This is a genomic window from Shewanella sp. SM68 (assembly GCF_025653925.1).
GTDB classification, from domain to species: domain Bacteria; phylum Pseudomonadota; class Gammaproteobacteria; order Enterobacterales; family Shewanellaceae; genus Shewanella; species Shewanella oncorhynchi.
In genome coordinates, this window is sequence record NZ_JAKKRU010000004.1 from 261,902 (window position 1) to 285,993 (window position 24,092).

General features: G+C 46.1%; 24 protein-coding genes. 10 read left to right on the forward strand and 14 right to left on the reverse strand.

All coding sequences use genetic code 11. The features are described 5' to 3' along the window. Window positions 1-33: 33 nt before the first annotated feature. On the forward strand, window positions 34-351 hold the full coding sequence (locus L5M40_RS09090; protein ID WP_263176494.1) for an ankyrin repeat domain-containing protein: 318 nt from the start codon (window positions 34-36) through the stop codon (window positions 349-351). Between the two features lie 119 nt (window positions 352-470). Here L5M40_RS09090 and nqrF read toward each other — a convergent pair whose 3' ends face one another. The 6 genes from nqrF to L5M40_RS09120 form a co-directional block, all read right to left on the reverse strand. Beyond that, window positions 471-1,688, reverse strand: coding sequence for an NADH:ubiquinone reductase (Na(+)-transporting) subunit F (nqrF, locus tag L5M40_RS09095; protein WP_105250115.1), 1,218 nt, complete (start codon window positions 1,686-1,688; stop codon window positions 471-473). 77 nt (window positions 1,689-1,765) lie between these two features. Beyond that, entirely contained in the window at window positions 1,766-2,374 is a 609-nt protein-coding gene (gene nqrE / locus L5M40_RS09100) for an NADH:ubiquinone reductase (Na(+)-transporting) subunit E (RefSeq protein WP_105250116.1), read from the reverse strand. Window positions 2,375-2,383: 9 nt separating this feature from the next. Next, window positions 2,384-3,004, reverse strand: coding sequence for an NADH:ubiquinone reductase (Na(+)-transporting) subunit D (locus L5M40_RS09105; RefSeq protein WP_028761892.1), 621 nt, complete (start codon window positions 3,002-3,004; stop codon window positions 2,384-2,386). Continuing rightward, a complete protein-coding gene (locus L5M40_RS09110; RefSeq protein WP_105250117.1) occupies window positions 3,001-3,807 on the reverse strand; it encodes a Na(+)-translocating NADH-quinone reductase subunit C in 807 nt (268 codons plus the stop codon). The genes L5M40_RS09105 and L5M40_RS09110 overlap by 4 nt, the downstream gene beginning before the upstream one ends. Beyond that, entirely contained in the window at window positions 3,797-5,029 is a 1,233-nt protein-coding gene (locus L5M40_RS09115; protein WP_263256533.1) for an NADH:ubiquinone reductase (Na(+)-transporting) subunit B, read from the reverse strand. The genes L5M40_RS09110 and L5M40_RS09115 overlap by 11 nt, the downstream gene beginning before the upstream one ends. After that, on the reverse strand, window positions 5,029-6,402 hold the full coding sequence (locus L5M40_RS09120; protein ID WP_105250119.1) for a Na(+)-translocating NADH-quinone reductase subunit A: 1,374 nt from the start codon (window positions 6,400-6,402) through the stop codon (window positions 5,029-5,031). The genes L5M40_RS09115 and L5M40_RS09120 overlap by 1 nt, the downstream gene beginning before the upstream one ends. Window positions 6,403-6,856: 454 nt before the next feature. Here L5M40_RS09120 and L5M40_RS09125 point away from each other — a divergent pair, with 454 nt between their 5' ends. The 4 genes from L5M40_RS09125 to L5M40_RS09140 all read left to right on the forward strand — a co-directional run bounded on the left by L5M40_RS09125 (window position 6,857) and on the right by L5M40_RS09140 (window position 9,919). After that, a complete protein-coding gene (locus L5M40_RS09125) occupies window positions 6,857-7,897 on the forward strand; it encodes an NADP(H)-dependent aldo-keto reductase (RefSeq protein ID WP_105250120.1) in 1,041 nt (346 codons plus the stop codon). Window positions 7,898-8,004: 107 nt separating this feature from the next. Next, complete coding sequence (locus L5M40_RS09130; protein ID WP_173246641.1) at window positions 8,005-8,433, forward strand: hypothetical protein; 429 nt, start codon at window positions 8,005-8,007, stop codon at window positions 8,431-8,433. 232 nt (window positions 8,434-8,665) lie between these two features. After that, window positions 8,666-9,439, forward strand: coding sequence for an outer membrane protein OmpV (gene ompV / locus L5M40_RS09135; protein ID WP_317629585.1), 774 nt, complete (start codon window positions 8,666-8,668; stop codon window positions 9,437-9,439). A gap of 21 nt (window positions 9,440-9,460) precedes the next feature. Then, the gene (locus L5M40_RS09140) at window positions 9,461-9,919 is read left to right on the forward strand and encodes a CC0125/CC1285 family lipoprotein (protein ID WP_028761861.1); all 459 of its coding nucleotides are present in this window, start codon (window positions 9,461-9,463) and stop codon (window positions 9,917-9,919) included. A gap of 258 nt (window positions 9,920-10,177) precedes the next feature. Here the strand turns inward: L5M40_RS09140 and L5M40_RS09145 are convergent, their stop codons facing one another. From L5M40_RS09145 to L5M40_RS09165, 5 genes are all read right to left on the reverse strand, one after another. Beyond that, window positions 10,178-11,470: an ATP-binding protein gene (locus L5M40_RS09145; protein ID WP_263176490.1), complete on the reverse strand. Its 1,293-nt coding sequence runs from the start codon at window positions 11,468-11,470 to the stop codon at window positions 10,178-10,180. Continuing rightward, window positions 11,467-12,171, reverse strand: coding sequence for a response regulator transcription factor (locus L5M40_RS09150; RefSeq protein WP_105250123.1), 705 nt, complete (start codon window positions 12,169-12,171; stop codon window positions 11,467-11,469). Before L5M40_RS09150 ends, L5M40_RS09145 begins: the two co-directional genes overlap by 4 nt. Before the next feature lies 1 nt (window position 12,172). Continuing rightward, on the reverse strand, window positions 12,173-12,562 hold the full coding sequence (locus L5M40_RS09155; protein WP_219254491.1) for a DUF3019 domain-containing protein: 390 nt from the start codon (window positions 12,560-12,562) through the stop codon (window positions 12,173-12,175). Window positions 12,563-12,571: 9 nt separating this feature from the next. Further along, window positions 12,572-13,411 (reverse strand): MipA/OmpV family protein, encoded by an 840-nt coding sequence (locus tag L5M40_RS09160; RefSeq protein ID WP_317629670.1) that lies wholly within the window; start codon window positions 13,409-13,411, stop codon window positions 12,572-12,574. A 280-nt stretch (window positions 13,412-13,691) separates the two neighbouring features. After that, window positions 13,692-15,392 (reverse strand): methyl-accepting chemotaxis protein, encoded by a 1,701-nt coding sequence (locus L5M40_RS09165; protein WP_263176486.1) that lies wholly within the window; start codon window positions 15,390-15,392, stop codon window positions 13,692-13,694. A 346-nt stretch (window positions 15,393-15,738) separates the two neighbouring features. On the opposite strand from L5M40_RS09165, the gene L5M40_RS09170 reads away from it, so the two are divergent. The 4 genes from L5M40_RS09170 (at window position 15,739) to L5M40_RS09185 (ending at window position 20,197) form a co-directional block, all read left to right on the forward strand. Further along, window positions 15,739-17,088: an aminotransferase class V-fold PLP-dependent enzyme gene (locus tag L5M40_RS09170; protein WP_219254487.1), complete on the forward strand. Its 1,350-nt coding sequence runs from the start codon at window positions 15,739-15,741 to the stop codon at window positions 17,086-17,088. 69 nt (window positions 17,089-17,157) lie between these two features. Next, window positions 17,158-17,598, forward strand: a complete 441-nt coding sequence (locus L5M40_RS09175; protein WP_219234442.1) for a SufE family protein — start codon at window positions 17,158-17,160, stop codon at window positions 17,596-17,598. A 176-nt stretch (window positions 17,599-17,774) separates the two neighbouring features. After that, a complete protein-coding gene (locus tag L5M40_RS09180) occupies window positions 17,775-18,941 on the forward strand; it encodes a dipeptidase (RefSeq protein ID WP_263176484.1) in 1,167 nt (388 codons plus the stop codon). A gap of 83 nt (window positions 18,942-19,024) precedes the next feature. Further along, window positions 19,025-20,197 (forward strand): AAA family ATPase, encoded by a 1,173-nt coding sequence (locus tag L5M40_RS09185; protein ID WP_263176483.1) that lies wholly within the window; start codon window positions 19,025-19,027, stop codon window positions 20,195-20,197. 19 nt (window positions 20,198-20,216) lie between these two features. Here the strand turns inward: L5M40_RS09185 and L5M40_RS09190 are convergent, their stop codons facing one another. Next, window positions 20,217-20,459: a cupin domain-containing protein gene (locus L5M40_RS09190; RefSeq protein WP_317629671.1), complete on the reverse strand. Its 243-nt coding sequence runs from the start codon at window positions 20,457-20,459 to the stop codon at window positions 20,217-20,219. Between the two features lie 207 nt (window positions 20,460-20,666). Further along, the gene (locus L5M40_RS09195) at window positions 20,667-20,795 is read right to left on the reverse strand and encodes a cupin (RefSeq protein ID WP_263256535.1); all 129 of its coding nucleotides are present in this window, start codon (window positions 20,793-20,795) and stop codon (window positions 20,667-20,669) included. Window positions 20,796-20,975: 180 nt separating this feature from the next. Here L5M40_RS09195 and L5M40_RS09200 point away from each other — a divergent pair, with 180 nt between their 5' ends. Continuing rightward, window positions 20,976-23,372, forward strand: coding sequence for a toxin-antitoxin system YwqK family antitoxin (locus L5M40_RS09200; RefSeq protein WP_263256537.1), 2,397 nt, complete (start codon window positions 20,976-20,978; stop codon window positions 23,370-23,372). 179 nt (window positions 23,373-23,551) lie between these two features. Here L5M40_RS09200 and L5M40_RS09205 read toward each other — a convergent pair whose 3' ends face one another. After that, window positions 23,552-23,926: a PH domain-containing protein gene (locus tag L5M40_RS09205; RefSeq protein WP_105250128.1), complete on the reverse strand. Its 375-nt coding sequence runs from the start codon at window positions 23,924-23,926 to the stop codon at window positions 23,552-23,554. Between the last annotated feature and the right edge of the window lie 166 nt (window positions 23,927-24,092).

Consider the following 24,092-nt stretch of genomic DNA (forward strand, 5'->3'; position numbering starts at 1 on the left):
TAAATCCTTTGGATGAGGTTAAATAGCTATCAAATGAGCACTGAACTCATCGATGCGGTTAAAGCCAAAGATACGCTTGCTGTTAAGCGCATTATTGCAAATGACGCTAATCTTGAAGGCGTGGACAATGGCGGGATGACGGCACTCTTGCATGCCTGTGAGTTGCAGTCTTTTGAACTGCTCAAATTATTGGTGGATGCGGGGGCCAATGTGAATCATCCAAACTCGCAGGGGTATCATCCGCTCGATATTGCTTACTGGCAGGGTGAGTTCCGCATGGGATGCTATACCGCTGAGAGTGAGCGCATGGTGAGCTATTTAACCCACCACGGCGGCAAATCTTTTAGCTAGGTGAGGTGCTAAATAGCATCAAGATGCGAAAGCTAAAAACTGCAAAATGATAAAAAGCCCTATAAACAAAAATCGCGTTAAGCTGGGCCTAACGCGATTTTTTATTACTCACTTACAACCTAATCACCAAAGTCATCGAGTAGGATATTTTCTGGTTCAACGCCTAGGCTTTCAAGCATCTTAATCACTGAAGAGTTCATGATTGGAGGACCACACATGTAGTACTCGCAGTCTTCTGGTGCCTTATGATTTTTAAGATAATTCTCATAAATCACATTATGAATAAAGCCAGTGTAGCCAGTCCAATTATCCTCAGGCAATGGCTCAGATAACGCCACATGCCAAACGAAGTTGTCATTCTCGGCCGCTAGAGCATCGAAATCCGCTTGATAAAACACTTCACGGGTCGAACGAGCACCGTACCAGAAGCTCATTTTACGTGTGGTTTTCTTACTCTTAAGCTGATCGAAAATGTGTGAACGCATAGGTGCCATGCCGGCACCGCCACCGATAAACACCATTTCCGCATCGGTTTCCTTCACAAAGAACTCACCGAATGGCCCTGAAATGGTCACTGTATCGCCCGCTTTCAGGTTGAAGATGTAAGATGACATCTTGCCCGCTGGCACATTGGCCGATGGCGGCGTCGCAATCCGCACGTTCAGCATAATGCGGCCCTTTTCATCGGGATAGTTGGCCATAGAGTAAGCGCGCAACACTTCTTCATTAACGGTAGAGACAATGTCAAACAGGCCGTATTTGTCCCAATCGCCACGGTATTTTTCAGGAATATCAAAGTCAGCGTATTTCACCACATGGGCTGGTGCTTCAATTTGAATATAACCCCCCGCTTTAAAGCGAACATCTTCACCTTCGGGTAACTCAAGCAATAGCTCTTTGATAAAAGTTGCCTTGTTATCATTAGAGATCACCTGACATTGCCACTTCTTCACCCCAAAGATTTCTTCGTCGAGCTCAAGTTCCATATCGGTTTTCACTGAGACTTGGCAGGCGAGACGACAACCTTCTTTAGCCTCTTTCTTGGTGATATGGCCCATTTCAGTCGGCAGAATGTCACCGCCGCCCGATTTGATTTTCACTCGGCACTGACCACAGGTTCCGCCGCCACCACAGGCAGACGGAATAAAAATACTCTGACTCGCCAAAGCGCCGAGTAACTTGTCACCCGCGGCAACTTGAATGCTTTTTTCGGCATCTTCGTTGATGCTGATCGTCACTTCACCCGTAGCCACTAATTTCTTTTTGGCGATTAGAATCACTATCACCAATAGACAGACCACTAGCGTGAACATGCCTATGCCAATTGCCATTTCCATCGTATTACCCTTTTCTAGCTCTTTTCTAAAAAGAATCTGGTTTCACTTTCTCAATTCTTGGCTCGCCTACTGTAGCGTTACAGCGAGATCCCTGAGAAAGACATAAAGCCCAGCGCCATCAAGCCTGTAGTAATAAAGGTGATACCAATACCTTGTAAGCCTTCGGGAATCGCGTTGAATTTCATTCTTTCGCGCAGTCCCGCCAGCAGTACAATCGCCACTGCCCAACCAAGACCCGAGCCCATCGCAAACACCACTGACTCACCGAAGTTGTAATCACGGTTCGCCATAAAGATCACCCCAGCAAAAATCGCGCAGTTCACTGTGAGCAAAGGTAAGAAGATCCCAAGGGAGTCATACAGACTAGGAATGTACTTATCCAAAAACATTTCAAGGATTTGCACTAACGCCGCAATCACACCAATGAAAGTGATCAGTTGCAGGTAACTTAAATCGATACCGGGTAATCCCGCCCAAGACAGAGCGCCAGGTGCGAGCACTTTGACGTAAATCAGCTGGTTTAACGGCACGGCTAAGGTCATCACCACAATCACGGCAACGCCTAAACCAAAGGCGGTTGACACCTTTTTAGACACGGCCAAGAAAGTACACATACCCAAGAAGAACGACAGCGCCATGTTGTCGATAAAAGTGGCCTGCAAAAATAGATTTATATAGTGTTCCATATCTGCTCCTTAACCCCGTTTCCGCTGGATCACATTGATAGTCCAGATCAACACACCAATCAGGAAGAAGGCGCTCGGTGGTAACTTGAACATCTCGTTTGGCAAGTACCAGCCACCATTTTCGATGGTGGTGAACACAGGGTGACCGAATAAATTACCCGTCCCTAACAGCTCGCGTACAAAGGCGACACTGATCAAAATCAAACCATAGCCTGTCGCATTACCGAGCGCATCGACGACCGCTAAATGCGGTGGATACTTCATGGCGAAAGCTTCTGCACGGCCCATGATGATACAGTTAGTGATAATTAACCCAACGAATACAGAAAGTTGCTTAGATAACTCATAGGCTACATCCTGCAGAACCATGTCGACGATAATCACTAAGGAGGCGATAACCGTCATCTGCGCGATAATCCGCACACTGGTCGGGATAAAGTTACGGATGGCAGAGATAATCAGGTTAGAAAACACCAACACAAAGGTCACTGCCAGTGTCATCACCACAGCGGTTTGCATTGAGTTACTGACCGCCAGTGCCGAACATACGCCCAGCACTTGCATCGCGACGGGGTTATTGGCAAACACTGGCCCCGTTAACATGTCACGCATGGATAAAGTGTTGCTCATTTTGCCTCTCCCAACTCACCTTGCAATTCACCCTGCGTGGCCGTCGCTTTCAGCTGATTGAAGAAGGTTTGAAAGCCCTCAACGCCAAACCAAAACTCCATTGCGCGCTGCACGCCGCGGCCCGTCATGGTCGCGCCACTCACCGCATCGACACCATGAATATCGCCTTCTTTAGCGCCGCCTTTCACAAGACGTATCGAAAACTTGCCTTTTTCATCAAACAATTGCTTACCCTTCCATAGTGACACCCACTTAGGATCAGTTAAAAAATCGCCGATACCTGGGGTTTCACCGTGTTCGTACACGACGAGCCCTTTAATGGTGTTGAAATCGGGTTCAACCGCCACATAACCGTAGATCATCGACCACAGACCTTTGCCATAGAAAGGCACAACCACGCTGTCTAACTTGCCGTTGGCATCGAGCACTTTAAACACGCGGGCATCGTTCGCACGGGTTTTAATCTTGGCAATATCTTTTTTCGGCGCACTTGAAGTCTCAGGATTAATTGCCGCCATACGCTCATCGAAATCGAGGACGTTAGCGTCTGAGTCCACCTTGCCTGTATCTAAGTTGATCAATAATGGCTTAACGGATTTAGCGAAAATTTCTCTAAACTCATTGCCCTGACCTAAGTTCACATCGGCGGCCATCAACACATAGCGCTGTACTTCGTCACGTTTTTTGGCAACTTTACGTTCTTTCAATATGCCTGCAGTGCCTGTGATCATAAAAGAGCACAGGAGGCAGAGCGTGATGGTGAAGATCATGGTCCCCACCACAGTATCTTTCTTAAATACCATGACGTTTTAATCTCCGTTTGATGTTGGCGCGGGCCACCAGATAATCGAACAGCGGCGCCCAAAGGTTGGCGAACAGAATGGCTAACATCACGCCCTCAGGCATTTTGGGGTTAGCGACACGGATAAGCACAGTCATAAAACCAATCAAAGCACCGTAGGCAAACTTGCCTTGGCGAGTGTACGAAGTGGTTACAGGATCGGTGGCCATAAACATCATTGCTAGCGCAAAACCGCCAGTGACAAGATGCCAAGTCCACGGCATTGCCATCATTTGATTGCTGCTAGAACCGATGTAATTACACAGCGTTGCTGTCGCTATCATGCCCAGCAATACACCGAGCACAATGCGCCAATCCGCTAAGCGGCTGATCAGCAATAATGAACCGCCGATCAAAATCGCTAAGGTACTGGTTTCGCCAATCGCGCCCACGGTAAAGCCAAAAAAGTTGTTCCACCAGTTAGGATCGCTAAAGGCGCTAAACCAAGAGTAATCAGCAAAACTCAACTTGCCCGCTGCGGTTTGTGCCAGCGCCGTTGCACCAGAGAAACCATCAACGGCAACGAGCTGTTTAATGGTTGAAACTTCAGATGGATAGGCGAAGTAGATAAAAGCCAAGCCCGCCAGCGCAGGGTTAAGGAAGTTATATCCCATGCCGCCAAACAGCTCTTTAGCCACAACCACACCAAAGGAAATCCCCATGGCCACCAGCCACAACGGTGTCGATACTGGCAAGATTAAGGTAAACAGCAGGGCCGTCACGAAGAAGCCTTCGTGCAACTCTTGACCACGAACCCGCGCAAACACCACTTCCCAAAACAAACTGGTGAGCAGTGCTGTCAGGTAAATCGGCAGATAAAAACTAAGACCATAGAGGAATAAACCTAATATCCCAGTGTCTTGGCTAAGGCTGACAAACAGGGTATTAAAGATTTCTAACTTCCAAATATCTGGTGTCGATAATCCTCCCGCGAGCGCAAGCTGTGCCTGTAGGCCAATGTTATATAGACCGAATAAAATGGCGGGCAGTAAACACAAACCGACTAGCGTCATGGTACGTTTCACGTCAATCGCGTCACGCACATGCACTTGGCCCTTAGTGCTACGACCATTGGCAATGACGAGTGAGCGCAAAAAGCCCTTCATCGACTTACCCGTTGCGTAGTACTCTTGTTGTAAATCAGAGGCGTCCTGTAAATCAGGTTTTTTCACTTGTTTGGTCATTAACCTTCCCTCTCAATAACATCTAGACAGGCACGTAATTCTTTACCAAAGTCATATTTGCCGGGACATACGAAGGTACACAGCGCCAGATCTTCTTCATCTAACTCCAATGCACCTAAGGCTTGCGCCTCGTCGGTATCACGCACCACTAAGTCTCGAACGAGTAAGGTGGGTAAAATATCCAGGGGCATCACGCGATCTAACTGACCAAAAGCCATCATGGCGCGAGCTGAACCGCCCTGATGAGTCGTAAACTCGAACAATTTAGTCGCACCAAACAGACGTGATGTTACGGCACGAGTGATGGAGAATTTGTCAGAACCACCGCGCACCCAAGGGAGAACATGGTGCTGCGAATCTTCGCTCAACACTGATACTTGGTTGTGGAATCGGCCTAAAAAGTCATGTACGCCCGCCGCGGTATGGCCAGATAACACAGATCCCGATACCACGCGGTTATGGCCAGGTTTGATTTCATCACTCACTAAGGCACTTAGCTCAGCGCCCAACTGAGTGCGCAGTAAACGCGGGTTCAGCACGCTCGGGCCACCTAAGGCGACGATGCGGTCGGTATACAACTCACCAGTTTGGAATAACTTGCCATAGGCAATCACATCTTGATAACCGATATGCCATACCTGACGTTCTAAACTCACTGGCAAAGTAAAGTGAATATGAGTGCCCACTAAACCCGCAGGATGAACACCATCAAAACGGCGCACCTCAAGTTGTGGTAATGCTTCTTTAACAATCGCTTCGCCCTTATCCTGGCACAGGTAAACCTTGCCTTCGGTTAAACGGCTCAACACCAGCAAGCCAGCTTTAAAAGCCTCAGTTTGCTCGGCGATAATCAAACGGGGATCAGCGGCCAGTGGATTAGTATCGATAGCGGTGACGAAAATACCTGCTGGCGTGCTATCGAGCGCAGGCACGCGCGAGAAAGGCCGAGTACGCAGGGCAGTCCATAGACCACTCTTCACCAACTGGTCTTGAACGGTTGGCCGAGGGAGAGCGGCGATGTCTTGATGGATATCGAAAGAAATCTGCCCATCGCGGTTTTCACCGTCATCGCAACGAATGACGACTGATTGTAGAATTCGACGCTCGCCGCGGTTAATCGCTACGACTTGGCCACTAGCGGGTGCAGTGAACAAGACTCCTGGCGTTTTTTTGTCTTCAAATAGGGCTTGGCCCTTTTGAACAAAATCACCCTCTTCGACCAACATCGTCGGCTTAAGCCCAACGAACTCTTCTCCCAGAACAGCCACTTGGGATGGCTTAGCACCGAGTTCAATGACCTGTCGCGGCTCACCAACAATCGGCAAGTCGAGGCCTTTTTTGATCGTTACAATTTGGTTTGAAAAATCTGCCATCACAAATATCAACCATGAAAAATTTTTAGATAAATTTAGGGTAGAGATTTGTTAACGCAGATTCCGATATTGGCGTCACATTCCGCTGCAAATTCGTAAGTTAGATACGTAAATTTACGCAATTTTGTGACACAGATTCACATCCTTACTTACTGTAATCTGCAAATGTAGTTTTATAACAATTTATTCATAAATACGTCATTACTGATTTAGTAGTACCTAAGGTTTACAAAAATAAGCCAAAATCTCCATTTCAGTGCAGTAAAGCGCTAAAACCGTTAAAAGAGCAACTCAGCGAACAAACTTCAGCCAATGGCATGCCTCAAAATGGGGCAGGATGGCTAAACTTGCTGGCTATTTTTAGCGCACTAACATTTCAACCTATGGTTTAACCTTTGCTTTACAGCAAAAGCTTGGTAGCCTCAAACTAAGAGAGTTTCCGTAGGAGAAATAGATGGAATACAGACGCATACCGCATTCTAATCTTGAGGTCAGTAAAATTTGTTTGGGCACTATGACTTGGGGCGAACAAAATACCCAAGCCGAAGCGTTTGCACAGCTGGACTACGCCATAGGCAATGGCATCAACTTTATCGATACGGCGGAAATGTATCCCGTACCACCTAAGCCGGAAACCCAAGGGGAAACCGAGCGTATCCTAGGGCAATATATTAAGGCCCGCGGTAACCGAGACGACTTAGTGATCGCCACTAAAATTGCCGCACCGGGGGGTAAAAGTGATTACATTCGCAAAAATATGGCGCTGGACTGGAACAACATCCACCAAGCGGTCGATGCATCTTTAGCACGCCTCCAAATAGACACTATCGACCTTTATCAAATCCATTGGCCTGACCGTAATACCAACTTCTTTGGTGAACTGTTTTACGATCAACAAGAGCATGAACATCAAACACCGATACTTGAAACCCTAGAAGCGCTCGCCGAAGTGATCCGCCAAGGTAAAGTGCGCTATATCGGTGTGTCGAACGAAACGCCTTGGGGCTTGATGAAGTACCTGCAACTCGCCGAAAAACATGGCTTGCCGCGTATTGTGAGTGTGCAAAATCCCTATAACTTGCTTAATCGCAGTTTCGAAGTCGGCATGAGCGAAATCAGTCACCGCGAAAACTTGCCATTACTGGCCTATTCGCCACTGGCCTTTGGCGCCTTGACGGGAAAATATTGCAACGACCAATGGCCTGAAGGCGCGCGCCTGACCTTGTTTAAGCGTTTCGCCCGCTATACAGGTTCGCAAATGGCTCTGGAGGCGACAAAAGCCTATGTCGATTTGGCCCGCGAGTTCAAACTCACGCCCGCACAAATGGCGTTAGCTTTTGTTAACTCACGTAAGTTTGTCGGCTCCAATATCATAGGCGCCACCGACTTATATCAACTGAAAGAAAACATCGACAGTTTAAAAGTCACCTTATCACCAGAGCTATTAGTGCGATTAAACCAACTGTCCGATCAATTTAGATTACCTTGCCCTTAGTCGATAATCGGGTTAAATAGTGGAACTATGGCATCAGGTAAATGCACCTGATGCTATAGGCTTTTCAGCGGTAGAATCACACCTCAATTGATTAAATGGACCTTATCATGTTCTATATACTTTTTTGGCTAATGCTATGTTTTGTCACTGCAATTATAGCTTCCAGTAAAAACAGATCAGCCGTTTTATGGTTCTTCATCTCATTTATTGTGAGTCCATTGATTGGCATTATTTGCGTTGCTTGTATGCCTGCAATCACGAAAAATGAGGCTCAAGCACACACAAATGAAAATGTTCAAGAAGATAAATCACTTTATCGTGACTGCCCAGAATGCGCTGAAGAAATAAAATGCGCAGCCCGAAGGTGTAAACATTGTGGCTCAGAGGTAGTTCCGCAGGAAATCCCCCAAGTAGAACATGCTGCAATCTTAGATGAAAATGCTGACGGTCAGCCATGCAGTATCTGTAAAAGTAGAAGAACGCATGACCTATATAACGGTGTCGCTATTTGTAATCAGTGTAAAGTTTGGAATTAGTCTGCTACTTGGTTAATTCGATGACCTAATAGCATCAAGAAACGCTCTTGATGCTATCAATTTTAAAAATTAATAATCTTAAAACCTTATTACAAACCTAATCCCTCCTCGTTTAATAAGAGATTCCCCTCCTTTCAAACCTTATCTAGGTTACATTCGGATACAGAGTCCTTTTAAGAAGTGAAATATAGTGGCATCACAGTCACTAGACAGATGTCTTAAGGATAAAAAAATGAAAAAACTTTGCTTTGTAATCACAAGTGTTTTGATGTCAAGCCACGCTCTTGCTGAAAGCAATACCTACATTCGTAACGGTAATATCTATAGTCATCAAGATCAGTTCTTTGCTGGCGCAGGTGTTGCTACTGGTAGTCAGTTTTATAAGGGTCAAGATCACCAGACAGGTGCCTACCTCAATGGCGGCTACCACGGTGAAGACTTCAACGCCGATCTGTCCGGCATCAACTACCGCTTTTTAGGCACGAACGATAGTGCCGTTAATTTCAGTATCTTTGCCGTTGCCAATCCTGGCTTTGATGCCGATGATGCGGATATTTTAACGGGCATGAAGGATCGCAAATTCAGTGGCGATCTGGGTTTAAACGCCGACATTAATTTAGGAAATGGCACGTTATCGACCAAATTCCAACACGATGTCACCAATATTTATGATGGTTTTCAGGCTGATATCACCTATTACCATCCAATAAATGTAGGCTTCGGTGATCTGGTGCCTTATGCGGGTGTGCACTACTTCAGTAAAGACTTCGCAAACTACTACACAGGTGTGACGTCATCTGAAGCTACGGCGCAGCGCCCTGCCTATCAAGCCGACGGCACCTTTGCCTATAAGCTAGGCTACGCTTTGGTTATTCCAGTCACTAAGCATTTAGATATTACTCAAGCCACAGGTTACTCGCACATAGGTGCCAACATGGCAGACTCTCCGCTAATAGACAGTAACAACCAGTGGGTTACTACCCTTGGCGTGAACTATAGCTTCTAAACAACCTGACGAGACAAGACCATGACACTTATCAGAAAAACGTTTTTATGTGCTGGATTAGCTCTGATGCTTTCAGCTTGTGCCACTTCCTACGATACCGAAAAGCAATTTTGGTCTTTCGGTAAAGGATTTGAAACCGCACAGATTGCACCCGATAGCTGGCAGATAAGCTTTGTTGGCAATACCAACACTGACCGCGCATTGGCCCGAAAGTACGTCATGCGTAAGTCAGCAGAGTTATGCAAACAAGCGGGTTATAACTACTTCACTTTTACTCACGAACAAACCGATCGTGATGCAATTGGTCAGTTTGGAGTAGGAGCGAGCGCGAGTAAGGATATCTTATGGGGGAGTTCGACGATGAATCAAGAAACCTCTGTCATGGTCGAAGTCACAGGTTTACATAGCAAGCCAGAAAATGCGAGTTCCCGCATCTATGAAACAGATTACATACTTAACAATGTCAATGTGAAAAGTTAATTGCTCATCAAAAATGCACCAGTCTAGATCCTCGTTAGGTATCAAGGCTGGTGCGTTTTATTTAAAATCCCCCTGTTCAGCACCAATTCGTTAGGTACTCATTCGTATAGTGAGTTGAGTCATTCTGCCTCTATCTCTAAATCAACACCGCAGTTAGATGACGCAGATTTAGCCGCATTGCTCGCTTCAGCTCATGTTAAAGAAACAGACAAAAACGACTCAAACCTCGCATTACACCAATCGTATTAAACCCCAACTTTAAGCTTCAGCCTTGAATTTTAGTGACATGCGAGCCCCACCCAAGTCAGGAGCACGGCCAATACGTAATGGGGACCCCATCCAACAACCAATTCTATCGACAATCGCCAGCCCCATGCCATGGCCGGAATTTCCGCGGCTGTGCTGACCACGCACAAAAGGTTTAATCACTTGAGCAGATTCCTGTTCATCTATGCCAGGGCCATCATCGTCAACGTGTAACCACGCAATCCCATCTTCCAATGCCAACATCAACCGGATATTGGCACGGCCAAAACGCAGCGCATTACTGAGCAAGTTATTCACCTGCATTGACAAGTACTTAGGATCTGTTTTGATGATCAACGGTATTGGGCAGGTGATGAGTTCCACTGAAAACCCTGAGTATACTTGGCCTTGATACTTTTCCAGCAACCAAGTATTAAGCTCAATAGGTTGCCAATCAGGTTGGATATTCGCCTCATCGAGGCGGGCATAGCTGAGCAGTGTCATGACCAACTCTTCCATAGTGTCCAGATCGCGGTTCAATCGCTGAAAATACTTCACCCTAAGTTGTTCGCTTTGGGTTTCTTCTAACGCCGCGATACCAAATCGCAGCCGCGCAATCGGAGTTTTTAAATCATGGGAAACTGCCCGACTAAGCAATTTATTGTCATCGATTAATTGCTGGATGCGATCTGCCATACGATTGAATTCACTTTCTATTGTGCCTATGTAGGACGCTTTACTGACCACAATTCGCTGCTGTAATTCTCCCATACCAAATGCTTGAGTCACCTTACTGAGATTAACCAATTGGCGGATTAAAGGAGACACCCACACCAACAAAATCACCACCACACCGCCATAAAAAAGCATGGTATACAGCTTATTCGCGTTAAAACTCACATCGGCTGGCGTCACTATCTGGGTATTGATATTCAGCACCTGACCCGTTTTAGGCAATAAATAGTGCAAAGAGATGCCATCATCGGACTCCAACAGTAATGATTCCCCTGAATAAAACTCTGTTTTTAGGGCTGAGGGTAAGACAAAATCCGCTTCATTCACCAAAGACAATTGATCTGCATTTCGCTGATTCCAGTTGTCTATAAACGCATGATTGGGGGCGGGATCGTTATCTAACGTTTGCGCCAGTGAACCGCCCAGCAGTTTTAATGCCGCGAGGTGAGTTGCTGGGCTAGGCGTTTCATTATCAGGATCAATAAGTGTTGCAAACTCACTTATCGACCAGCCTAGGCTGGCAATGGCCACCAGCACGACCAGCACCAGAGAAGTCATTAACTTCTTCATAAAGCTTGCTCGGCCTCATCGCGGCAAAACAAATATCCCTTGCCACGAATGGTTTTGACTTTATAGGGCTGACTCAACGCTTCCTGCAACTTCTTGCGTAAGCGCGATATGCGAATATCCACCGAGCGGTCTAGGCCATCGTATTCAATGCCCCGCAGTTGAGCCACCAATTCATTGCGGCTCACTATCGTACCCGCCTTCAATGCCAGCAGCCACAAGACATCAAACTCATTGGCATTCAAATCCAGCGGCTGTTTATCAATGGTGACTGATTTTGCCGTCGCATTTAACACTAAAGAATCAAACACTAATTGCTGCTTTTGCTCCTCATCACTCACTCGGCGTAACAGGGCCTTTATCCGCGCTAACAGCACCTGTGGTCGAATCGGCTTAGTGAGGTAATCATCAGCCCCAGCATCTAACCCGCGGATTTCATCGCCGTCCTCAACGCAAGCCGTCATAAATAAAATGGGCCCAGTATAAAATGCCCTGGCCTCCTTACACACATCGAAGCCATTCTTAACGGGCATCATCACGTCGAGTAGCACTAAGTCAGGCATCTCATCGGCTATCATCTCTAAGGCAAAATCACCTTGGCTAGCCACTGTGACTCCGTAACCGTGATCCAGTAAATAATCACTGATCCACTCTGCCAGTGAGGTATCGTCCTCTACGACTAAGATATGCTTTGCAACTGACATATTAGAATAACCTCCAACCGGACTGACTCTGTTTAGGGGCCTTATAAACCCATGTCACGACCACTTTAACTTGCGCGAGCGGTTGCACATCATCATTACGGATAAGACTAAAAGTCGCCGTTTTATCCCCTTCAAAACTATATTGATATTCTTGCAAAGCTTTGCCAGTCCAACAGGTTAACTGGTGCTGACGGTCAGTCAGTATGAGGCAGTATTCGCCGCTCGCGGGTGTCTGCCATCGGAACAATACATCTTGATAGCAAGTCTGCCCTTTATGCAGTGCAATGCAGCGTTCTGGGGTTGCGGTAAAAATAACGGCATCATCCTGACTCCAAGCCAAAAAAGGCGCGCTCAGCATCACTACCGCTAACAATTGATAGAATCGGTTCATGCCCTCCTCCTAAAACACATAGCTAAGAGAAGCATTAAAATACGATGTATAACTCGCTTGATTGAAGGGACTCTCGGTCACTTCTTGGGATAACACATTGAAGCGATACATGGCCCGAAAGACAAAATTTTCACTCAGCGGATAGGCAACTCCTAACTCCATGCCGTAACTGAAAGAGCTATCTGGCCGATACTCAGGAAAGCGTTCAGTGGCTTCTTCCTTACTGATCCCAAAAAGATAGCGATTCAAGGTGGCAGATGAGTAACCTACGCTCCCCAATACGTGAAAATTCCAATTACGAACCTGCCAGGACTTACCCAATCTGGCAGAACTTTGAATACCTTGATCATCATAATAATCAGATACTAACCTATACTGAAAAACATAGTTATCGCCCCAATAACGTGTGGCACGAAAACCGGCACCAACATAGAGAGAATCTTCCGATAGTAGATAGGCATTGCGGCCAGCTTCATCCAGCGTACTGGGATCCACATCAGGACGGGACCAAGAACCTTGTAAGTTAGCCAATAGCAGTTCTAATGACCAATCCTCTGAGCTCCAAAGATTAAACCCCAGATTAATGCCATCTTGAGATTGATGGATCATCTCAACAAACAGCCCTTTGTACTGGTACATGCCACTGACTAACAGCGACAACTGTGCAGAACCAGAATCCGTTTGCCGAACATCGACTTGATTAATCCCGTAAACACTCATGCCCAGCTCAAAATCACCGCCGTCTGCAAGGCGATTAGCTCCTCCAGTAACACTGCTCGCAATATCTGATGCTACAGCGGTTCTAGGAAGAATGCTCAGCGTTAACACAAGAAGCCAAAGAATACGCATGCCCATTTAATTCACATTTTTAGTCGTTATTTAGCGCTACATATTACAACAGTTTGTTGCAAGTCACTGCACAACCAGTATCATTTTTACGGCAATGGTGTGTCGGATAACAAGAGAGACCTATATCCCAAACAACTTGAATCCTGCATCTTCAAATTGTTTGGGGATATACACACCTCACATTGAGTTAAGGCACAAATGAGGCTCAAGCTAAGATGAAGTGGTGCAGTTAAGTTAACCGCTGTCAGTCGTTGGCACACTGAATTATGGGCTAATGCATTTAAACAACTCGCACCTTAAACTGCTGCATCGTTTCCCTCAATGAATTCGCCTGCTTAGACAGTGACTCGCTGGCTTTAGCTGTTTCGTTAGCGCTGCTGAGTACCAACTCACCCGAATCACGAATCGCATTAATGCGCTCACTAATATCTTCGGCGGTCACGGCTTGCTCCTCACTGGCGGTCGCGACTTGAGTATTAGCCTGAGTCAGTTCAGTCAACGCATCTAAAATCTCAAATAAGTGCTGCTTGGCTTGATTAACGAGCAGTGATGACTCACTGATTTGCTTATCGTTATTGGCGAAGGATTCGACTGAGGATTTGGCATCTTTCACGAGTGTTTGGATAAGATCGCTGATCTCCTGCGTGGCCGTTTGACTGCGCGTTGCCAATGCCCGCACTTCTTCGGCAACGACAGCAAAACCACGACCTTGATCTCCCGCCCGCGCCGCTTCAATCGATGCATTCAAAGCTAATAAGTTCGTCTGCCCAGCTATCGCATCGACCACAGAAACAAAGTTGAGGATTTTTCCCGTACTCGCCTGAACCTGTTGAATAAGTTGATTCGAATACTGGGCGCTGGCAACCAACTGCTTCGAGATTTTTTCGCTCGCATCGACAACCTCACAACTTTCTTTCACTTTATGCTCAGCTTGTCCCGCTGAATACGAAGCAGTTTCTGCACTACTCGCCACTTCAGTGATCGTTGCTGCCATTTGGGTCATAGAGGCGGCGACTTGGTCAGTGTTATCCTGCTGCCTCAACATGGCCTCACGATTATTCTCGGCCACCGCATTAAGCTCAGTCACCATAGAGGCAATTTCTTCACTTCGAGCAATCACTTGGCCAACAGTTTTACTTAAAGTCCACGCCATTTGATTCATACTGACGGTAAGTTCGCCTAATTCATCCTTGGAATCGACGCGCAGCTCTTGGTTAAAGTTGCCCTTTTCCATCATGGCGGCAGAATTACGTAACCGATTGATAGATTTGACCATGTATTGACTGCAAGCGATGCCAATTAATAATCCTATGACTAAAGACACTATCGAAATAATCGTTAAGCCATAAATGGCCCTAAGCTCTTCTTCCTCTGTTACAGAAACTGCAGCTTGAGTCATCAACGCTAAACGTTCTACGAATTGACTTAGCTCAGCATTAAACACATTTTGCGCTTCCTCTAAAGATTCAACCCGCTTAGCTAAAGCGGTATGGTCTTCTTTTTGCTGAATTCCCGAAATAACGGTGCCAAGCAGGACTTTATAATCTGCAAAATGTTGAATGATCGTGTCAATATCTTGATTTAGCTGCTGTGTTTTCTCACGTACTTGAGGAGTTTTAGCGTTTTTTAATGCCTCTCCAAGCATGGTTTGAGTCGAGAGCAACTCCTGGCTAATGTCTTCATTGTGCTGAACAACATCCGCAATAAAAGCCGCTAGAATGAGTGGGCTGGATACGGCGTCAACATCCGCGGCACGAAACGCTTTTTCTAGAATGACAGAGCTTTCAAGCTGCTTAATGGTGATGTCAGTCGATAGCCTGACTAATGGAATATTCTCTTCTGCAATGCCATGAATTTCCTCCGATACACGCTGCATCTTCAACAGACTAAATCCAGACAAAATCAAGATCAGTACTAACATCACCCCAACGAGGGCGATCATCTTATGTTTAATCCGTAAGTCTTTTAAAAACTTCACCATAAAACTACTCTCCAGCAAACACTGACAACGAAGGACGTCCAATTTAGGATAGTCGGAGTTTTAACTTTAGGTGGATGAATTGAGCCTAAAGTATTAGCTGAATTTAAAAGAGAAACTTAAACATTAGAAAAATCGCATCATAGCTAAGCTCAATGATACGTTAGAGTCTAAAACCGTTTAAGGCGTGCGAAATATCTATTAGGCAACAGTTTGAACAGACCTTGGTGAAATTAGGCGTTCAATAACACTGTCCGATACCAACGCCTCAACAAACCGCTAAAACTTGCATTCACATGGCAGATCACAGAAGATCCCTTGGCCTTTTTCATTGCCCTTAGCCTCACCCATGACTCAACCTGCATCGCCTACGCCAAATACTGTGACTAACACAGCGACGAATACAATGGCAGACATTGAAACATCCCATGCCTCGGCGAGTGCTATGCCTGATACCACAGTGACACTTTGCTCATCAGAGGCATATCAGCTAAATGCTCAGATCCGGTCGCAATTCCCAGCGTTAAATCAAATGCTTGATGGTTATCCCCTATGTTATCTCGACACAGCAGCCACCAGCCAGAAGCCGCAAATGGTGTTAGATGCCATGGCGCAGTTTTACGCTAATGACAATGCGAATGTACACCGTGCTGCACATCAGTTATCAGCGCGTTCGACCTTAAGCTATGAAAACGTGCGCGATCAGTTGCAACAATTTTTGAAGGCAAAACGCCGCGAAGAAATCATTTTTACCCACGGCACCACAGAATCAATCAACTTAGTCGCCTTTGGACTGACTGCCCAATTAAGCGCTGGCGATGTGATATTAATCGACGCAGCCGCTCACCACGCCAATATCGTGCCTTGGCAGGAACTGGCGAAACGCACAGGGGCAATGATTAAACCAATCCCGCTCTGTCAGGATTGCCGCTTAGATATCAACGCATATAAAACCTTGCTCGAGTTAAAGCCTAAAATCGTCGCCCTATGCCATGTTTCCAACGCCCTAGGTACAGTCAATCCCGTGGCTCAGCTAGTGCAGTTAGCGAAAAAACATGGTGCTATCACCTTAGTTGATGGCGCACAGGCAGTGGCGCATTTAACGCTGGATGTGACTGAAATCGATTGTGATTTTTACGTCTTCTCGGGGCATAAAATGTATGGTCCCACTGGTGTGGGTATACTTTACGGCCGTTTCGACGCGTTAGATAATCTCGCGCCACTATTAACTGGCGGCGAGATGATTAAACACGTGAGTTTTGAAGCGACAGAATTTGGCAACTTGCCGAATCGCTTAGAGGCGGGCACACCGCCGATTGCTGAAGTCATAGGTTTGGGTGCGGCCATTACATTTTTACAAACCGAACTCATGCCGCAGGTTCAAGCTTATGAAGCTGAACTAGTTAACTATTTACAAAGCCAATTGCGCGCGCTCGGTGAAGTGCATTTATACGGCGCCTTTGATGACAATATCGGTGTAGTCGCGTTTAATCTTGCCGGTGAACATCACCAAGATGTAGGCATTTTGCTGGACCAACAAGGGGTTGCCGTTCGTTGTGGCCATCATTGTGCCATGCCATTAATGCAGAGCCTGAATCTTAAGGGCTGTTGCCGTGCCTCTATCGGTATCTACACCAATAAAGACGATATCGACCGCTTTATTGCCGCGTTAGCCTCGGTAAAAGACTTGCTGCTGTAATCCAGCATTTAGCCACTGATCTACGCCACTCATACGATGCTCAAAATAAGTTAGACAGGATTTAGCCCTATGACAGATTCAATCATGCCAAATGAGGCCGATTTTCACTATTTAGTGCAAGATGCCGAAACCTTACTGGCGCGTTTTACCAATGCCCCTAACTGGCAGGAAAGATATCGCCAAATTATGTTGCTAGGGAAAGACTTACCAAGTTTAAGCCCTGAGCTTCGCATCGAGGCCGCTCAAGTAAAAGGCTGCGAGAGTGATGCGTGGATTTACCATCTAAAACAGGCTGGCAAACACTATTATTTAGCCGACAGCGATGCCCGCATCGTTAAGGGATTGATTGGATTATTGCTTGGCGCCTGCCATGGTAAAAGCCGCGCTGAAATCCAAGCATTTGATCCTACAGCTTACTTCAAACAATTGGGCCTAGAAGGTCAGCTCAGCCCATCGCGCACCAACGGCCTTAACTCACTGGCAAAAGCAATGGTTGAAGCCACTCGATAATCATAACCCGAGGGTTTTCATTTACTGCGACAAGCGATAATTGAAACCACTAGGCAACAACAAATAATCACAACTCTAGCTCAGGGGCAAAGGCCAAAAAAGGGATTTAATCAAAGACTTCTACGCCCTAAAAAGGTATAAAGAAGTTACATTTGCGTTATTGATAGGAACCGAGCATGCCCATCAAGGCAGTCAATCACTACCGTCGTACACTCCTTAAAGGTCTTGGCGCAGCAACTCTGTTAAGTCCACTCGCCAGTTTACCTAGCTTTGCCGCCGCACAGAGGCGGATATATGTCGATGGTTTATCTTTCCTTCCCGATGACTTAAGTGATGTAACTGCCGCTAAGCTCGATGCCTATCTTTGCGATATTTCGGCTATTGAGACCATAGAACAAGCCGATGGCACTCAAAACTACAAACGCACCTATAAAGCTTGCATGGAAAGCATTAAGCAGGCCGCTAAACGGGTGAGCGATCATCCCGATATTTTACTGCAAGGTCTGAGGGGGCGAGATATTCAACGTGCCCGCGACAGCCAGCGCACTGCGGTATACTTTCAAATCCAAGGCGCAGATTGTGTCGAAGAAGACAGCGAAGCTAACCAGTGGGCGCGGGTAGATGAGTTTCATCAACAAGGGCTACGCGTATTGCAACTCACCCACCATTACGGCAATACCTTTGCTGGTGGCGCCTTAGATAATGATGCCAGTGGCGGACTCAATAAACCACTCACGGCCCACGGGCACGAGCTTATCGCCAAACTCAATCACGCCAATATCTTAGTCGATGTGAGTCACTCCAGCGCTCAAACCGCTTTAGATGTCGCAAAAATCACTAAATCACCCATAGTGCAAAGCCACGGCGCAGCGCGCGGTATAGTAAACCATGCCCGTTGTTCCCCCGATGAAGTGATCCGCGCCATCGGCGATAGCGGCGGCGTATTCGGCGTATTTATGATGAGTTTCTGGCTTACCAATAATGCCGTGCCCACGATTGATGATTATATTCGACAACTGGAATACGTTATGCGTGTTGGTGGAGTGGACTGCGTGGCAATCGCGAATGACTTCCCGCTCCGTGGCCAAGAAAACCTACTGGCACGGGGTAATGACAACGCCAAAGGCATTAAAGAATATCAAGAATGGTGGTACAGCCTGAGGGCGAAAGGCGTGCTAGGTTTTGATGCAGAGCCAAGGCATGTAGTGATCCCCGAGCTGAATCATATCGACCGCATGAGCCGTATCGACGATGCCTTAGCCAAGGCGCGCTTTAAATCTACTGACCGCGACCGTTTTATGGGTGGTAACTGGCAAAGAGTGCTCAACAAAGTACTACTGTAAATGCCATTGTTTTATCGTCATGTTTAATTTACTTTGTCGATAAATTTACTGGCTTATCAGCTTGTTTCAGTCTTGGATATTCTATGCTGACCACACTCGCTATTTTCAATTATCGCTCTCTGCGTGAAATCGTCTTGCCCCTAGGACAACTCAATTTGATCACTGGGGCGAATGGCAGTGGTAAATCGAATCTATACAAGGCACTACGTTTACTCGCACAAACGGCGCAAGGCGGCGTTGTCAATGCTTTAGCCCAAGAAGGCGGACTCGATTCCAGCTTTTGGGCGGGACCAGAAAACCCCACCAAAAGTATGCTAGCAGGCGACACCGCCATTGAAGCCACCGTCAGGCAAGCGCCAAAACGCCTAAAGCTTGGATTTGCTGGCGAAGATTTTAGCTATCTTATTGAACTCGGTTTACCCAAACCCGACGCCACTACGCTGTTTGGCTTAGATCCACAAATCAAGCGCGAAGCCATTTGGAACGGGCCTAAGTATCGACCCTCAACAGTATTGGTTGAGCGCCGTGGTCCTATGGTGAAGAGTCGCAGTGCTGACGGACAAGGCTGGATAACCTTAGGCGCACACCTGCAAACCGGCGACAGTATTTTTACGGAACTTGCCGATCCAGAGCGCAGCCCTGAAGTGCTAAAACTTCGCGACAGTATCCGCGCATGGCGCTTTTACGATCACTTCAGAACCGATGCAGAAGCGCCAGCCCGTCGTCCACAATTAGGTACAGCCACGCCAGTATTGCACCACGATGGGCGCGACCTTGCATCAGCAATTCAAACCATTTTTGAGATAGGTGATAAAACGGCTTTTGATCATGCGGTGAGCGATGCGTTTCCCGGTGCTGAGGTTCGCATTGAACCCCAAGCGGGCGGCATTTTAGTGCTCGCATTTCATCAGCATGGTTTATTAAGGCCACTCAATGCCAGTGAATTGTCGGATGGCACTCTGCGCTATTTGCTGTTAATCGCCGCCCTACTGACCCCAAGACCGCCAGAGCTTATGGTGTTAAATGAGCCAGAAACTAGCCTACATCCCGACTTATTACCTGCGCTTGCACGCTTAATCGCTAAGGTGTCGGAAGAGTGCCAGTTGTGGGTGGTTTCCCATGCTAATCGGCTTATTAATGCCTTAAGCCAATTTGAACACTGCAATACCTTGGCCTTAGACAAAGCCTTAGGCCAAACGCAGATCCAAGGCCAAGACTTACTCAATACGCCCAGTTGGCTATGGCAGAATCGTTAACCTGTAGCCTTAACCCTAATCAATCGTAAAATACCGCAAGCCATAGGGTTTCTGAACTTATAGAAGTCGAAGCGACTCGATGTTTTTGATGGGGCGAAATAGTTAAATAGTCACCTGGAGTTAGCGTAACGGGTTCACCTTGTTCAAATTCGAGTGTCGCCTCGCCTTTGAGCAGCATCACCCATTCATGTTGAGTTTGATCGTACCATTGAGCTTCGGGTAGATACCCAAACCACCTGAAGATGCAGGATTCAGCGGGAATTTAACGCACTTTAGGCAAGGCGGCTATTTGCAGACCTAGTGGACTAAGTTAAAAATAGCCAACACGGCATAAAGTGCGTTAAAACCCGCCGGGACGGAGCGCTTAGGGCACTCCACTTCCGTGTTGCATCAATTCAGAAGGTGACCGACATTCTGTCATTGATGCGCCTTGAATTGAAGCACCCTAAGCGCTCTGAAACTCGTATCTTCAGGTAGCTTGGGTATATTGCCCATTGGAAACGATGCGTTCTATGGTCACAGTGTCATTACCCGCCAGTTTTTCAAACACTTCGGCCGATAAATCTGTGGGTAATTTTGTAAAAAAGTTATCAAGCATTTTGTCTTTATTCCTCTGCTTTTATTAATGTGCCACTCTGATTAAACGGTATTTTGAGCAATCAAGCATTGAGAAACGAATCCATAAACCGCTATGATATGCGCACAAAAATACTCAGTTACCATGAGTATTCCTCAGATAAGCTTATTGTTTTACATATGGATATGGAGATTTTCCCCAATGTCGTTGTTTCGCGCACTCAAAGCCAAGTTATTTCCCTCAAACCAAACTAGCCGCGATCCAAAAGACATTCATCTTCAAACTGAATCACAAACACTCAGCCAAGAACAAGATTTAACGCAGGAACCGTCAGTTGCTGCGCCGCTATTCCAGCGTCATTTCAGCTTAAAAATTCATGCGACAAAGGCAGACGCGACTTCTTGCGAAGAAAATGCCGACCACGGCTTAACTCTCTATCACTACGATACGCCCCAAGTCATAGAACTCTTGGGCTGGGAAAACGCCAATGAATGCTGCGACTTCCACCATACCGAATTCGACCGCCTCGAAATCAGCAATCAATTCCCTTTCCCCGAGCAGCACTTTTGGCTCGACAAGGTAAAAGTGTGCAGTATCACCCCCAAAAAGAACAGCCAAATAAAGGCGTTGTGGCAAGTTGAGCTTAACAATCTCGATGCATTATTGATAAGCCACTTTACCCTCGATGCAGACAATATAGTGCAAGGCGATATTCAAGATTACGCCAGCCTAACAGGCCAACTGCACCGCACTTTTCACCAACTCAATACCGAATATGGTGCGGGTATACTTAGAATCATCACCCAAAGCCCAGGGCTTACCCAAGCCGTCGATTCAAACTATTTTGGCGAACGTAATGGCGTGACCCGCCAATTCAATGCCCTAGGTACCCTGTTATTTGAAGGCAACTTTATTAATGATCAGCAACTTGGAACACAAACGTGGTACGACCATGAGGGCAAGATCAATCAAATAGAAGATCGCCATCCCCAAGGTCAATTTATTCAATACTTTTATGGCAATGGTCAGCTTAAAGAAACCGCCGAACAAGATAGCAATGGATATTATATCAATACGTTAACTCGCTACTATGAATCTGGACAAATACAGCTGATCCGGCCCTTAGTGCAAGATGTTATCCACGGAATTGAAAAACAATATTACCCTGATGGTTCACTAGAAGCTGAAAGATATTACAACCAAGGCTATGAATATGAAGCCGTTTGGTATCATCCCAATGGAGCGATTAAACAAAAAGTGTTTAACGATGTGACGGGCAAAGTCATTGAAGAGTTTTACGACTCAGGTAAGCCTGCATGGCGTGAACCCTTCAATACCGAAGGCCAATTACATGGCGAACATGTAAAATGGTATCCCAATGGTCAACTTGAAGAAAAAATCTATTTTGAGGATGGTAAAGAACAAGGCATGGCCCTTTGGTATCATGACAATGGTCAACTCGCCCTTGAGATCTATCTTGAAAAGGGACTCAGGGAAGGTCTATTTAGAAGCTATTATAAAAGTGGCGTGCTTTCGGCCGAAGGCCAATATAAAAATAACCTCTCGGTAGCCCCTTTTATTGAATACCACGAAAACCAGCAAATTCAGATGTACTTACCGCACACAGAGGGCAACCGTGATGGCACTGCTCGCTGGTTTTATGAAGATGGCACGATACGTACAATTTCTGAATATGAAGTTAGTGATGGCCAAGGCTACCTCAAAGAGTCCAGCTTTTATAATAACAAAGGGATCCTCGAATCCTATCAGAGTCACTCGAATACCCGCTGCGGCTATAATCTTGATAATAATCAAAGGGAATACTATCAAGAAGGTATCGCCGATACTCGCATCGAATACTATGAAGATGGCGCCATTCGCTGGTTACTCACCCGTACGCAAGGGGATTTATTTAGCTCTAAATCCTTATCCCCTCAAGGTTTAATTTTAGAAACTGGCACAATCCAAATTACTAATGGTCGTTACCTCGATATCGGCCATTGGCAACGTTTTACGCCCCAAGGAAAAGTGTACCGCGAAGCCTGGCTAGATGAACAAGGCCAACTGATAGAAAGCCGTCACTACTTTGATTTTCATGAAAATATAGCAACTCAGGAAGATGAAGAACCTGAATGGGATAGCCCAGAAAATCCTAGTTATGATTATGATGAAGACGATGCTGATGGGCAAAGTAACGGACCAAATAACCGTACGGATAACAGCGAACATCATGCTCGCAATAGTAGCAATAACGCATATTTATCTCGTCAGAAGTATCACGCACCCAATGGCAATACCGCGACAAAACAGCGAGAAGATAAAACAATAGCAGATGTCGCCACTCACACCGAAGAACCCATATTGGCTTATCATTTAAAATTTGATGATGAAAGCAAACTTTATGTAATGAAACGCTATCATCCCAATCGCCAGATTGCCGAAGAAGGTAATTTACAAATTCAGGGACAAGAGCAATTCTGGGTCGGCATCCACAATCAATACGATGAGCAAGGCAAACTCAAGCTTTCCGAAACCTATACTATGGCGGGCGAACCGATAGAGCACTCCACTAGCACAAGTAGGATAGTGTTAAATTAATCAAGCAGATTTGAATCACACTCGATAGCGAGGATAGGTAAGCCCAGATAAAACTTGGCTTACCTTACTCACATTAACCGTCAGCTTGCGATAACAATTCCAAGCTTGATAGCACTAAATGAATCTAAGTCGCAGCACTAAAACTTAAGCCACGGCACTAAAACTAAAGTGCAAAAAAACTAAAGTGCAAAAGTGGCGATGGTCTTTTGAATACCCACGACATCCGTGCCACGCTTGAGTTCTTTGACTAAAGGTTCACTCTGGCCTGAGATCCAAATTTTAAGCTCTGCATCCATATCAAAATGCCCTGTCGTTTCCACTTCAAAATGGGTAATAGATTTATAAGGTATTGAATGGTAAGTAACCTTCTTGCCTGTAAGTCCCTGCTTATCAATTAAGATCAGGCGTTTATTGGTGAAAATAAACAAATCACGGATCACTTTGTAGGCGAGTTTTAATTCTTCTTGAATGCCCATGATAGGCCTTAATTCCTCGGCTAATTCCTGCAAATCAACCTCAGCAGCATTACCGAGTAAACCGTCTAACAATCCCATTTTAACATCCCTTATTATTGATATTATTTTCAATAAGATATCTGCTCATTACCGCATGTGCAATATAAGGCTTTGATGAAAATATGAGAGTGACGCTGGTGAGAGCAACATCAATGAGAGGTAGGCTGGTGTAGGTGCGTGGATGTAGCTGAATAGGTGCTAGGAG

Coding starts and splice junctions, on each gene's coding strand:
- L5M40_RS09090 (WP_263176494.1), top strand. CDS start 34: ATGAGCACTGAACTCATCGATGCGGTTAAAGCCAAAGATACGCTTGCT.
- nqrF (WP_105250115.1), bottom strand. CDS start 1,688: ATGGAAATGGCAATTGGCATAGGCATGTTCACGCTAGTGGTCTGTCTA.
- nqrE (WP_105250116.1), bottom strand. CDS start 2,374: ATGGAACACTATATAAATCTATTTTTGCAGGCCACTTTTATCGACAAC.
- L5M40_RS09105 (WP_028761892.1), bottom strand. CDS start 3,004: ATGAGCAACACTTTATCCATGCGTGACATGTTAACGGGGCCAGTGTTT.
- L5M40_RS09110 (WP_105250117.1), bottom strand. CDS start 3,807: ATGGTATTTAAGAAAGATACTGTGGTGGGGACCATGATCTTCACCATC.
- L5M40_RS09115 (WP_263256533.1), bottom strand. CDS start 5,029: ATGACCAAACAAGTGAAAAAACCTGATTTACAGGACGCCTCTGATTTA.
- L5M40_RS09120 (WP_105250119.1), bottom strand. CDS start 6,402: ATGGCAGATTTTTCAAACCAAATTGTAACGATCAAAAAAGGCCTCGAC.
- L5M40_RS09125 (WP_105250120.1), top strand. CDS start 6,857: ATGGAATACAGACGCATACCGCATTCTAATCTTGAGGTCAGTAAAATT.
- L5M40_RS09130 (WP_173246641.1), top strand. CDS start 8,005: ATGTTCTATATACTTTTTTGGCTAATGCTATGTTTTGTCACTGCAATT.
- ompV (WP_317629585.1), top strand. CDS start 8,666: ATGAAAAAACTTTGCTTTGTAATCACAAGTGTTTTGATGTCAAGCCAC.
- L5M40_RS09140 (WP_028761861.1), top strand. CDS start 9,461: ATGACACTTATCAGAAAAACGTTTTTATGTGCTGGATTAGCTCTGATG.
- L5M40_RS09145 (WP_263176490.1), bottom strand. CDS start 11,470: ATGAAGAAGTTAATGACTTCTCTGGTGCTGGTCGTGCTGGTGGCCATT.
- L5M40_RS09150 (WP_105250123.1), bottom strand. CDS start 12,171: ATGTCAGTTGCAAAGCATATCTTAGTCGTAGAGGACGATACCTCACTG.
- L5M40_RS09155 (WP_219254491.1), bottom strand. CDS start 12,562: ATGAACCGATTCTATCAATTGTTAGCGGTAGTGATGCTGAGCGCGCCT.
- L5M40_RS09160 (WP_317629670.1), bottom strand. CDS start 13,411: ATGCGTATTCTTTGGCTTCTTGTGTTAACGCTGAGCATTCTTCCTAGA.
- L5M40_RS09165 (WP_263176486.1), bottom strand. CDS start 15,392: ATGGTGAAGTTTTTAAAAGACTTACGGATTAAACATAAGATGATCGCC.
- L5M40_RS09170 (WP_219254487.1), top strand. CDS start 15,739: ATGACTCAACCTGCATCGCCTACGCCAAATACTGTGACTAACACAGCG.
- L5M40_RS09175 (WP_219234442.1), top strand. CDS start 17,158: ATGACAGATTCAATCATGCCAAATGAGGCCGATTTTCACTATTTAGTG.
- L5M40_RS09180 (WP_263176484.1), top strand. CDS start 17,775: ATGCCCATCAAGGCAGTCAATCACTACCGTCGTACACTCCTTAAAGGT.
- L5M40_RS09185 (WP_263176483.1), top strand. CDS start 19,025: ATGCTGACCACACTCGCTATTTTCAATTATCGCTCTCTGCGTGAAATC.
- L5M40_RS09195 (WP_263256535.1), bottom strand. CDS start 20,795: ATGCTTGATAACTTTTTTACAAAATTACCCACAGATTTATCGGCCGAA.
- L5M40_RS09200 (WP_263256537.1), top strand. CDS start 20,976: ATGTCGTTGTTTCGCGCACTCAAAGCCAAGTTATTTCCCTCAAACCAA.
- L5M40_RS09205 (WP_105250128.1), bottom strand. CDS start 23,926: ATGGGATTGTTAGACGGTTTACTCGGTAATGCTGCTGAGGTTGATTTG.